General features: G+C 65.3%; 5 protein-coding genes. 2 read left to right on the top strand and 3 right to left on the bottom strand.

Annotated features, from left to right (window positions below):
• Positions 1–272: 272 nt before the first annotated feature.
• Complete coding sequence (locus AB5Y91_RS08705; protein WP_368169560.1) at positions 273–8,780, top strand: glucoamylase family protein; 8,508 nt, start codon at positions 273–275, stop codon at positions 8,778–8,780.
• Positions 8,781–8,834: 54 nt separating this feature from the next.
• On the opposite strand, the gene AB5Y91_RS08700 is transcribed toward AB5Y91_RS08705, so the two are convergent.
• A complete protein-coding gene (locus AB5Y91_RS08700; RefSeq protein WP_368169559.1) occupies positions 8,835–9,560 on the bottom strand; it encodes a Crp/Fnr family transcriptional regulator in 726 nt (241 codons plus the stop codon).
• A 377-nt stretch (positions 9,561–9,937) separates the two neighbouring features.
• Between AB5Y91_RS08700 and AB5Y91_RS08695 the strand changes: the two genes are divergently transcribed.
• Entirely contained in the window at positions 9,938–10,270 is a 333-nt protein-coding gene (locus AB5Y91_RS08695; protein WP_368169558.1) for a hypothetical protein, read from the top strand.
• 174 nt (positions 10,271–10,444) lie between these two features.
• On the opposite strand, the gene AB5Y91_RS08690 is transcribed toward AB5Y91_RS08695, so the two are convergent.
• Positions 10,445–10,762, bottom strand: a complete 318-nt coding sequence (locus AB5Y91_RS08690; RefSeq protein WP_368169557.1) for a BON domain-containing protein — start codon at positions 10,760–10,762, stop codon at positions 10,445–10,447.
• A 371-nt stretch (positions 10,763–11,133) separates the two neighbouring features.
• Positions 11,134–12,084 carry an acetyl-CoA carboxylase carboxyl transferase subunit alpha gene (gene accA, locus AB5Y91_RS08685; RefSeq protein ID WP_368169556.1) on the bottom strand — a complete coding sequence of 317 codons (951 nt, stop codon included), beginning with the start codon at positions 12,082–12,084 and terminating at the stop codon, positions 11,134–11,136.
• Between the last annotated feature and the right edge of the window lie 8 nt (positions 12,085–12,092).

The raw sequence follows: 12,092 nt of genomic DNA, 5'->3' as shown, positions 1-12,092 counted from the left end.
TTCCCCTCCCCCCATAGTCTCAATGTTGCCAGCCCCCTTCCCCTGCGTTTGTCATGCCGGGGGCGCGGCGACCCATAGCGGTTGCCGGCCCGGGGCCCCATAGCCCAGGCCCTGTGGCAGCCCCCCTTGCCCATGACCAGGGCGGGGTTTTCACTTCATCCGGCATGCCGATGACAGCAGCCCCGTCACCCCTTGCCTGCGAGGATTGTCCATGTCCCAACGGCCATGCAGTGGCGAGTCTGCCCCCGCCCTGAACGAGCAGGAGAGGGCCCATGAATGAGTGGTTAGCCGGATGGCTTGGCGTGCATAGCGCCACCGACCCCTGGCAGAGCAAGGAGCCCATTCGTGAAGAGCTGTTCGGCATAGAGCGGCTGGAGCTCCATGCCACTACCCTGGCCGAGGCGCAGCCGGTGACGGCGACCCCCATCTCTGTGCCCTCCCTGCATCTGCGGCTCAAGGCCAACGAGGCAGTGCTCTCTCGCGCCTACCGGAGCAGCGCCGCCGAGCTCGAGCTGGGTCATGATCTGACCCACGCGGCCGAGTGGTTCCTCGACAACTATCACCTGGTCGAGGCCCAGCTCTACGAGATCCGCAACAGCCTGCCCGGCGGTTACTACCGTCAGTTGCCCAAGCTCGCCGCCGGCCCCTTCGCGGGCTACCCCAGGGTCTTTGGCATCGCCTGGGCCTTCATCGCCCACAACGACAGCCACTTCGACGCCGAGATCCTGAGCCGCTTCATCCTCGCCTACCAGCGCGTGCAGCCCCTGACCATAGGGGAGCTGTGGGCCGTGCCCATCACCCTCAGGATCGTGCTCATTGAAAACCTGCGCCGCCTGGTGGAGCAGATCACCCTGGCCCAGCAGATCAGAGCCGATGCCGATGCCCTCTGCACCCGGCTGCTCGTGGAGGGCTGCGCCGTCTCGGCGCTCAACGAAGACATCGCCTCCCGGGCGAGCGGCCCGCTCTCGGAGCTGTTTGCCGCCCAGCTGGTCAAACAGCTGCGGGATCAGGATCCCAACACCACACCGGCCCTCGGCTGGCTGGAGGAGCGCCTCACCCGGCAAGGCCTGTCGGTGGAGGAGGTGGTGCAGCATGCCCAGCAGCGCCAGGGCGCCTCCAACGTCACCATTCGCAACGTCATCACCAGCATGCGCCTCATCTCCGGCATGGACTGGAGTGAACTCGTCGAGGGGATGAGCCTGGTAGACCATCAGCTGCGCGCAGAGAGCCCCTTTGCCGAGATGGACTTCCCCACCCGCAACCTCTATCGCCAGGCCATAGAAGAGTTGGCCCGCTACTCCGACCACGACGAGCTGGCGGTCACGGCCAGGGTCCTGGCCGCGACCCGGCTCCAGCCGGAGGAGCAGCAGGACGAGATCCGGCGAAGAGCCGCGGAGCCCGGCTACCACCTGATCGCAGAGGGGCGACCCGCCCTCGAAGCCGAGCTCGGATTTCGCCCTCCCCTGCGCCTTCGCCTGCACCGCTTTTACGCCCGGCTCGGCATCCAGGGTTACATCGGCATCATCGCTTTGCTGACCCTCTTTCTGCTGGCCCTGAGCCATCGCCTGCTGGTCTCCCCAGATGAACCCTGGTCACTCTGGATGGGGCTTTTCTTCCTGTTTGCGCTCCTGCCGACCCATGCCGTGGCCCTGGCCCTGGTCAACTACCTCATCAGCGCGCACCTGGTTCCCAGCCCCCTCCCCGCCATGGATCTCACCCACGGCATCCCGCCCTCGCTGCGCACCCTGGTGGTCATGCCGACCCTGCTGGTGTCGCCATCCGAGCTGCTGGCACAGGTCGAGCAGCTGGAGGTGCATCATCTCTCCGGGGTCAGCGGCGATATCAGCTTTGCCCTGCTCAGCGACGGTGTGGATGCGCAGCAAGAGCGGCTGCCGGGGGATGAGGCCCTGCTGGTGGCGGCGCGCCAGGCCATTGCCCGGCTCAACGAAAAATATGGCCCTGGCCCCTCAGGGGATCGCTTCTGGCTGCTCCATCGCCACCGCAGGTTCAACCCGGGCGAGGGGTGCTGGATGGGGTGGGAGCGCAAGCGGGGCAAGCTATACGAGCTGAACCGCTTGCTGCGCGGCGCGGCGGATACCAGCTTCATGGCGACGGACGGCCAGCCCCCCGCCATCCCCCAGGGGGTGCGCTATGTCATCACCCTGGACGCGGATACCCGCCTGCCACGGGATGCCGCCAGCCGGCTGATTGGCAAGATGGCCCATCCCCTCAATCACCCCCACCTCGACGCCGGGCGCCAGCGTGTCACCCATGGCTACGGCATACTGCAGCCCCGGGTCACCCCCTCTCTGCCACTGGGTCAGGACGGCTCCTACTATCAGCGGCTCTACTCGGGGCCCGGGGGCATGGATCCCTATGCCGCCACCGTCTCCGACCTCTATCAGGATCTGTTCGGGGAGGGCTCCTTCACCGGCAAGGGCATCTATGACGTGGATGCCTTCACCGCCGCCCTGGCGGGGCGCGTGCCGGACAACAGCCACCTTAGCCATGATCTGTTCGAGGGGATCTTCGCCCGGGCGGGGCTCGCCTCGGATATCGAGGTCGTCGAGGAGTTTCCCTCCCGTTATGACGTCAGTGCCAAGCGCCAGCATCGCTGGACCCGAGGGGACTGGCAGTTGCTCGCCTGGATCTGCCGGCGCAGCCGCGGACAGGACGCCCTGCCGCTCATCGGGCGCTGGAAGATGTTTGACAACCTCTGCCGCTCCCTGCTGGCGCCAAGCACCTTGCTGGCGCTGCTGGCCGGCTGGCAGTTGCCGCTAGGCACAGCAACAATCGCCAGCCTGTTGCTGTTCGCTGCCCTGGCCCTGCCCCTCTTCCTGCCGCTGCTCTTCACCCTGATCCCTCACAAGCGGGATATCCTGTGGCGCCACTACCTGGGGATGGTCGGCCAGCGGCTGCAACGGGCCTTCATGCAGGCCCTGCTCAGCCTGGTGTTTCTGGCCGATCAGGCCTGGCGCATGACGGATGCCATAGTGCGCACCCTGTTTCGCCTCTTCCTCTCCCATCGCCACCTGCTGGAGTGGACCACCTCGGCCCAGAGTTCGGGTTCACCGCGCCTGGCCTGGACCGGGTTTTATCGGCTGATGACGGCCGGGGTGGTGCTGGCCATTGGGGTCTGCGGCCTCACCCTGCTGGGAACCCCCACCGCCTGGCCCCTGGTGCTGCCGGTCAGCCTGCTCTGGCTGCTGGCTCCGCTGGTGGCCTACTGGACCAGCCGCCCCCCCGACCTCGCCAGACAGATGAGCTGTACTCCCGCCCAGGCCGCCGAGCTGCGCCTGGTCGCCCGCCAGACCTGGCGCTATTTCGAGACCCTGGTCACCGATCTGGACAACCAGCTGCCGCCGGACAACGTGCAGGAGAGTCCGCAGGAGGTCATCGCCCATCGCACCTCCCCCACCAACATGGGGCTCTATCTGCTCTCCGCCCTGGCGGCCAATGATTTTGGCTGGGCCGGGTGCTGCGCCACCCTCACGCGGCTGGAAACCACCCTGGCCGTGATGCAGCGTCTGCCCCGTTTCAAGGGGCACTTCTTCAACTGGTACGATACCCGCAGCCTGCTCACCCTGGAGCCGGCCTATGTCTCTTCGGTGGACAGCGGCAACCTGGCCGGCCACCTGCTGGTGGTCGCCACCGGCTGCGATCGCTGGCAGCAACAGACGGGGGACGGCGCCATTTGCAGCGGCATTCTGGACACCTGCCTGCTGGCGGAGCAGGCCCTGCAGGCTTACGCCATGAAGGAGAGCGGCCAGGTGCAGGCCCTTGGCGCCAACCTCAAGGAAATCCGTAGCCAGCTCGCCCGCCCCCTGTCGGCAACCCACCAGCTCCCGGTGCTCGCCCGGCTGACGGTGCAAGCCAGCCACACGGCGCACCAGCTCGATCTGCAGGCCTGTCAACGGGAGGGGGAGGAGCTCCTCTTCTGGCTGGAGGCCCTCAAGCGGGTGGTGGCCGAACATCTGCAGGATCAGGCCGCCGACCCCGAGATGCGCCAGCGACGACTGCACGCCCTGGCAGCCCAGGCCCGCGCCCTCGCCATGGGGATGGACTTCGGGTTCCTGCTCAATGAGGAGCGCCGCCTGCTCTCCATCGGCTACTCCCTCTCCGACAACCGGCTAGACGGCAGCTGTTACGATCTGCTTGCCTCGGAGGCGAGGCTGGCCAGCCTGTTTGCCATCGCCAAGGGGGATATCGTCACCAGCCACTGGTTCAGGCTGGGACGGGCGGCCACCCCCCTGGGCACAGGGGCCGCCCTCATCTCCTGGTCCGGCTCCATGTTCGAGTACCTGATGCCCGCCCTGGTGATGCGGGCCCCGGTCGGCTCGCAGCTTGAGCAGACCAGCCGGCTGATCGTCGACGCCCAGATCCGCTACGGCCACGCCCTCGGCATCCCCTGGGGCATCTCGGAGTCCGCTTACAACGCCAGGGACATGGAGTTCACCTACCAGTACTCCAATTTCGGCATCCCCCAGCTCGCCCTCAAACGCGGGCTGGCCGAGGACAAAGTGGTCGCCCCCTATGCCACCGGGCTGGCCGCCATGATCAACCCGGGGGCGGCCCTGGCAAACTTCCAGCGGCTGGCCGCCATGGGAGGCCGCGGCCGTTACGGCTTCTACGAGGCCCTCGACTTTACCCCCTCGCGCCTGCCCGACAGCCAGCAGGTTGCCATAGTGCAGAGCTTCATGGCCCACCACCAGGGGATGACCATAGTGGCCCTCGCCAACGCCCTCCACGGGGGGCAGATGCGCGCCCGTTTCCATGAAGACCCCATGGTGCAAGCCTGCGATCTGCTGCTGCAGGAGCGGATCCCCCAGGACATGGCCATCGTTCGGCCCCACGCCGCCGAGATCAAGGCCTCCCTCACCCAGGGCGGCTTCGAGGTGAGCTCGGTGCGCCGCCTCTCCTCGGCCAGCCTGGGAGCCCCTGTCACCCACCTGCTCTCCAATGGCCGCTACTGCGTCATGCTCACCGGGGCCGGGGCCGGTTACAGCCGCTGGCGCCACATCGCCATCACCCGCTGGCAGGAGGATGCCACCCGCGACCACTGGGGCTCCTTCCTCTTTCTCCATGATGTCCAGAGCGGTGAGACCTGGTCCCCCTGCGCTCATCCTCTTGGCAACTCGGATCCGAAGGGAGAGGTGGTTTTCGCCGAGGATCGCGCCCAGTTCGTTCATCATCACGATCGCCTGACCACCACCCTGGAGGTGCTGGTCTCCGGTGAGGCGGACGGGGAAGTGAGGCGCATCTCCCTGAGCAACCGCGGTCGCCGCCTTCGTCATATCGAGCTCACCTCCTATGCCGAGCTGGTGCTGACCACACCGGAGGCGGATCGCGCCCACCCGGCCTTCAGCAAGCTCTTTGTGGTCACCGAATACCTGGCAGAGCTGGGGGCCCTGATCGCCACCCGGCGGCCCAGATCCCCCGAGGAGGAGGAGGTGTGGGCCGCCCACTTCATCATCGTCGAGGACCATCTGGCCGGGACCCTGCAATATGAATCCGACCGTGCCCGCTTCATCGGCCAGGGGCGCACCCTGGCCACCGCCCACGCCTTGCAGCGCCATGTCCCCCTCTCCAACACCACGGGCACAGTGCTCGACCCCATCTTCGCCCTGCGCCAGCGGGTCCATGTCCTGCCTGGCAGCAGCACCCATGTCGCCTTCTGGACCCTGGTGGCCCCCTCGCGACCGGCACTGCTCGATCTCATCGATCAGCATCACAACCGCCACGCCTTCCAGCGGGCCAAGACGCTGGCCTGGACCCAGGCCCAGGTGCAATTGCACCATCTCAACATCCAGCCCTCCGACGGGGCCAACTTCCAGCGGCTGGCCGCCCCCCTGCTCTATGGGGATGCCCGATTCCGCGCCGCCTCGGCCACCATAGCCCGTGGCCTGACGCGGCAATCGGCCCTCTGGCAACAGTCCATCTCCGGGGATCTGCCCATCATGCTTCTGCGCATCGACGATGTGGAGGATCTGGCCCAGGTGCATGAGCTGCTGCTGGCCCACGAATACCTGCGGATGAAGCGGCTGGCCGTGGATCTGGTGATCATGAACGAGCATGTCTCCACCTATGTGCAGGATCTGCAAAACGGCATAGACACCGCAGTGCGCAGCAGCCAGTCCCGGCCGCGCTTCCATGCCGAGCTGGCCCAGGGCTCCATCTACACTGTGCGCCGCGACCTGATGAGCGGCGAGCTGTGCGAGCTGCTGTACGCCGCGGCGCGGGTCGTGCTGATAGCGCGCCGCGGCCCCCTGCAAGAGCAGCTCGCCCGCCTCAAGGAGCCGCCACCGCGGCCCTTCCCTGTCACCCCCGCCAAGGCCCACGGCCAGGCGCCCATCAAGCCCCCCCATCACCCGGAGCTGGCGTTCTTCAATGGCCTGGGGGGCTTTGCCAGGGAGGGGCGCGAATACGTCACCCTGCTCAGCGGCGAGCAGACCACGCCGGCCCCCTGGATCAATGTGATCGCCAACCCCGGCTTTGGCTTCCAGGCCTCCGCCCTCGGCAGTGGCTACACCTGGGCCGACAACAGCAAGGAGAACCAGCTGACCCCCTGGTCCAATGACCCTGTGACGGATCCCGCCGGCGAGGCCATCTACATTCGCGACGAGGATAGCCTGGCGCTGTGGAGCCCCACAGCCCAGCCCATCCGCGACGGGGGCCAGTATGTCGCCCGCCATGGCTTTGGTTACAGCCACTTCGAGCACCAGGCCCACGGCATCCACAGCGAGCTGCTGCAATACGTGCCGGTGGCGGACCCCGTCAAGATCTCTCGCCTGACGCTGCACAATTTGACCGGCAACGCCCGCCGGCTCTGCATCACCTGCTATGCGGAGTGGGTGCTGGGGGCCTCCCGCGCTGCCAGCGCCCCCTTCATCACCACCCGGATGGACGAGCAGACCGGGGCCATGCTGGCCCGCAATCCCTGGAACGCCGCCTTCCCCGAGCGGGTGGCCTTCCTCGACCTCGGTGGCAGACAGACCAGCTGGACCGGCGATCGCAGCGAGTTTCTCGGATATCAGGGCCAGCTCGCCGCCCCGGCGGCGCTACAGGGCGGCCGACCCCTGTCCGGCAGAACCGGGGCCGGCATAGACCCTTGCTCGGCGCTGCAGACTCACGTTGATCTGGCGCCGGGCCAACGGCTGGAGATCCTGGTGCTGCTCGGTCAGGGGGAGTCGGATGAGCAGGCCAGTGCCCTCATACTGCGCTATCGCCAGGATCTCGATGAGGTACTGGAACAGGTCGAAGCCCAATGGCAGGGGCTGCTTGGCGCCGTGCAGGTCAAGACGCCCGATCTGGCCATGGACTTCATGCTCAACGGCTGGCTGCTCTACCAGACCCTGGCCTGCCGGCTCTGGGCCCGCTCCGCCTTCTATCAGGCGGGAGGGGCCTATGGTTTTCGCGATCAGCTGCAAGACGGCATGGCCCTGGGGTTCGCCGCACCCCGGGATACCCGGCAACACCTGCTGCGGGCGGCGGCTCGCCAGTTCGTGGAAGGGGACATGCAGCACTGGTGGCTGCCCCACTCCGGTCAGGGGGTGCGCACCCGGATCTCGGATGACAGGGTCTGGCTGGCACTCGCCACGGCCACCTATGTGCGCAGCAGCGCCGATGACGCTGTTCTCGAGGAGCAGATCCCCTTCCTGGAGGGCCCCTCCCTTGGGCCGGATCAGCAGGATGCCTTCTTCCTGCCCCAGGTCTGCGAGGAGGTCGCCTCCCTCTATGAGCACTGTGCTCGCGGCCTGGATCAGGCCATGGCGCTCACCGGCAGCCTGGGGCTGCCGCTCATGGGGTCGGGGGACTGGAACGATGGCATGAACCGGGTCGGCAGTGCCGGCAAGGGAGAGAGTGTCTGGCTGGGCTGGTTGCTGCTGCGCACCATCAGCCTGTTCGCCCCCCTGGCCCGGGCCCGTCACGACGGCCGTGCCGATCGCTGGCTGGCTCACGCCGAGCGGGTCGGGGCCGCCCTGGAGCAGCACGCCTGGGATGGCGCCTGGTATCGCCGAGCCACCTTCGACGACGGCACCTGGCTGGGAGCGAGAAAGAGCCCGGAATGCCAGATAGACGCCATCGCCCAATCCTGGGCCGTGCTCTCCGGCGCCGCCGATCCGGCCCGGGCCAGGATGGCCATGCAGTCCCTGGAGCGGCATCTGGTGCGCTACGAGGAGGGCCTCTCCCTGCTGTTCAGCCCGCCCTTCGATACCCTGACCCAGGACCCCGGCTACATTCGCGGCTATCCCCCCGGGCTTCGCGAGAACGGCGGCCAATATACCCACGCCGCCGTCTGGGCCGTCCTGGCCTTCGCCCGTCTGGGGGAGACAGACAAGGCCTGCCGGCAATTTGCCCTGCTCAACCCCATCAACCACGCCCTGAATGGCTCGGCCATGGCGCGCTACAAGGTGGAGCCCTATGTCATGGCGGCGGATATCTACTCGGTCGCCCCCCATCAGGGCCGGGGTGGCTGGACCTGGTACACGGGGGCGGCAGGCTGGATGTATCAGGCAGGGCTCGACGGCATACTGGGCATCACACGTGAGGGGCACGCTCTGCTCATCACCCCCAGGCTGCCCAGCCATTGGCCCGGGTTCAGCGTGGCGATAACCCTGGAGAACTGCCACTACAGGATAGAGGTGAGTGCCGAGCCCCCATCAGGGCAGCAAGGGGGAAGCGTTCGACTCGACGGCGTGCTCCTGGCGCCCGCCCCCCTGCCACTGCGCATCCCTCTTCAGGAGGGGCAGCACAGGGTCGAGATCACGCTGGCGCGCTGACGGCCACCCCATGGCCGTCAGGGGTGGTTATCGGAAATCGGGTATGGGGTGTGTTCAGGGTTTGGGGACTATGGGCAGATAGGGCAGCAGCCGGTCCGTCTCGGCCTTGACCACCGCATAGCATTCGCAGCTGAGCTGCTCCAGCTTGGGCCTGTCCAGCACCGTGATGTGACCACGGCGGTACTCTATCACCCCCAGCTTTTGCAGCTTGCTCGCCGCATCCGTGACCCCCTCCCGCCTAACCCCCAGCATGTTGGCGATAAGCTCCTGGGTCATGGAGAGCTTGTCACCCGAGAGCCTGTCGAGGGAGAGCAGCAGCCAGCGGCAGAGTTGCTGATCGATGGAGTGGTGACGATTGCACACTGCCGTCTGCGCCATCTGGGTCAAGAGCGCCTGGGTGTAGCGCAGCACCAGGTGCAGCATGTCGCCGTGCAGATTGAATTCGCTTTTCAGCAACTGCCCCTTCAGGCGGTAGGCGTGGCCAGCACTCTGCACCAGGGCGCGGCTGGTGGTGCTCTCGCCCCCCATGAACAGGGCCACCCCGATCAGCCCCTCGTTGCCCACCACGGAGATCTCCGCCGAGGCGCCGCCTTTCATCACATAGAGCAGGGAGACGATGCAGTCGATGGGAAAATAGACATGGCGCAGGGCGTCGCCCGATTCGTACAAGACCTTGCCCAGGGGTAAATCTATGTATTCGAGGTGCGGCAGCAGACGCGTGTAGACCTCGGGGGGCAGGGCCGCCAGCAAATGGTTCAACCGCGGATGATGCTCAGGCATGTCTCTCTCTCCAAGTGGCGACTCACACGACAATTCAATCAAGGCTAAAGATAGGGCAAACCCACGACCTGGGCTAACGTATCGACGCCATCACCACTGAATCGCCCGCAATCCCCGAGCGGCCATATGTCCGTCATTCACACACACCCTGTTATGTGTCCTAACGTACCGACACAACAATACGGATGAGGCATATTGAGGTCGTTCTGACACCCACAGACGCAGTGGGCGGCATGCTTGTTCGGGTGCCACTGCATCGCACAGCCAATCGCAGTCATTGCTCGACATCAGGGCGCAATGGGACTGCCACCCCATCCACCTAGAGATGCCAGAGGGAGCGCCCCTCCCCCGGCACACAGCGGATATGGAGAAATATCATGAGCCCAGCTGAAAAAAGCGCCTCAGTCACCAAAGAGGACGCCAGCGTCATCCCTGCCGGGGAGAAGAGAGAGGCAGACCATGCCGCTCACAACATCAACTCCACGGTGAAGCAGATGACCGAGAACACCCACGAGGCGGTCGACAACGTCGCCAAGGCGGTCAATTCAACCGCCAACGTCTTGAGCGAGAAAGGCAATGAGATAAAGGAGGCCAGAGCCTCCAACCTCAAGGAGCTGCGCGGCAAGATCAAGAACAACCCCATGGGCAGCATCGGCATAGCGATCGCCATCGGCTTTATCGCCAGCTGGCTGCTGGCCGCCATTTTCTAGCAAAAAGCCCCCGGGCCCATCTCCTGGGTCCGAGGGCCATTTCATTCAGCCTGTGGCGCAAACAAAAGAGATCCCAGCAGCGGCAAGGGGACAGCAGGGATGTGTCTGGGGATCTATGTGGATCAGGGGCGGCTATACCCGCCCCTTGTATTTTTGGTGGCTGCGTTTACGGCATCACTTCAAACGCAGATCATTTTTCACCGAGGTGACTCCAGCGACCCCGCTGGCCACCCTGCTGGCCTTGTCGATGCTCGCCTTGGAGCTGACAAAGCCACTCAATTGCACCACCCCTTTGAAGGTTTCCACATTGATTTCTGCCGATTTGAGTTCAGGGTCGGAAAATATCGCAGAGATCACCTTGGTAGTGACCACGGAATCATCGATATATTCTCCCGTTCCTTCCTTGTTGGCCGTTGAGGCGCAGCCCATGGCGATGGCGGCCAGCAACAGGGTGGCAACGAAGGTATTGGTAACATGGTTAGGGTTTTTCATGACGATCTGACTCCCTCTCGAGTGAACATGACGCTGGCAACATCTGGAGAATGACCAGCCATGGCGCCCTGCCTCTCACACCACAGAGCTGTTACCGTTGCTGCACGCTGACTGGCGCATTGACGGCAACCTGTATACCTGACAGCCAGATTATTCCCCTTCCCCCTCCCCGTCTGTACGCTGGCGAACACAGCCATCCTGCTTTCCACCCGGGTTCCGCCGAACCCACCCCACTCAATGCCACGCACCATCAAGGGTGATAAGGCCCTCCGTCAGCAAGGCCCCAAGGTTCAGCCCAAAAAAGAAGGCCCCCGCATCAGCAGGGGCCTTCCGGCACTCTTCAGGCACTCTTCAGGGCACAAGGCCGGGGATCAGCAGTAGCCGTAACCCAGCAGGCGCTGGTAGCGCTGCTCCAGCAACTGGTCGCTGTCCAGCGGGCGCAAGGCAGCCAGGTCTTGCTTGATGCGATCCTTCAGGCGCTGGGCCATCAGCTCCACGTTGCGGTGGGCGCCGCCGAGGGGCTCTTCGACGATGCTGTCGATGAGTTTGAGCTCCTTCAGGCGCTGGGCCGTGATGCCCATGGCATCGGCTGCCACCGGTGCCTTGTCGGCGCTCTTCCACAGGATGGAGGCGCAACCTTCCGGCGAGATGACGGAGTAGGTGGAGTACTGCAGCATGTTGACGCGATCGCCGACACCGATGGCGAGGGCGCCGCCGGAGCCGCCTTCACCTATCACGGTGCAGACCACCGGCACTGTCAGACCGGCCATGACTTTCAGGTTGCGGGCGATGGCCTCGGACTGGCCACGCTCCTCGGCACCCACGCCGGGGTAGGCGCCCGGGGTGTCGATGAAGGTGATGATCGGCATCTTGAAGCGTTCGGCCATCTGCATCAGGCGCAGGGCCTTGCGGTACCCTTCCGGGCGCGGCATGCCGAAGTTGCGACGGATCTTCTCCTTGGTCTCGCGACCCTTCTGCTGACCAATCACCATCACGGGCTCGCCGTCCAGGCGGGCTATGCCGCCGACGATGGCCTTGTCATCGGCGTAGGCGCGATCACCGGCCAGTTCGTCGAAGTCGGTGAAGATATGCTCGATATAGTCGAGGGTGTAGGGGCGCTGGGGATGACGCGCCATCTGGGACACCTGCCAGGCCCCCAGATCGCCGAAGATCTTCTTGGTCAGCTCTTCGTTTTTCTTCTCCAGCCGACGGATATCTTCGCTGAGATCCACGGCACTGTTGTGCTCGCTCACATGGCGAAGTTCATCGATCTGAGCCTGCAATTCGGCGATCGGCTGTTCAAAATCCAGAAAAAGACTCATAGGGACAA

The organism is Aeromonas sp. R4-3 (assembly GCF_040908275.1).
Classification (GTDB): domain Bacteria; phylum Pseudomonadota; class Gammaproteobacteria; order Enterobacterales; family Aeromonadaceae; genus Aeromonas; species Aeromonas rivipollensis.
Note: the sequence above shows the minus strand (reverse complement) of the source record. Positions and strands in the feature narration are given on the sequence as shown.

What these genes read in the sequence shown, in the direction of transcription:
- AB5Y91_RS08705 (WP_368169560.1), top strand. Translation starts at nt 273, where the DNA reads ATGAATGAGTGGTTAGCCGGATGGCTTGGCGTGCATAGCGCCACCGAC.
- AB5Y91_RS08700 (WP_368169559.1), bottom strand. Translation starts at nt 9,560, where the DNA reads ATGCCTGAGCATCATCCGCGGTTGAACCATTTGCTGGCGGCCCTGCCC.
- AB5Y91_RS08695 (WP_368169558.1), top strand. Translation starts at nt 9,938, where the DNA reads ATGAGCCCAGCTGAAAAAAGCGCCTCAGTCACCAAAGAGGACGCCAGC.
- AB5Y91_RS08690 (WP_368169557.1), bottom strand. Translation starts at nt 10,762, where the DNA reads ATGAAAAACCCTAACCATGTTACCAATACCTTCGTTGCCACCCTGTTG.
- accA (WP_368169556.1), bottom strand. Translation starts at nt 12,084, where the DNA reads ATGAGTCTTTTTCTGGATTTTGAACAGCCGATCGCCGAATTGCAGGCT.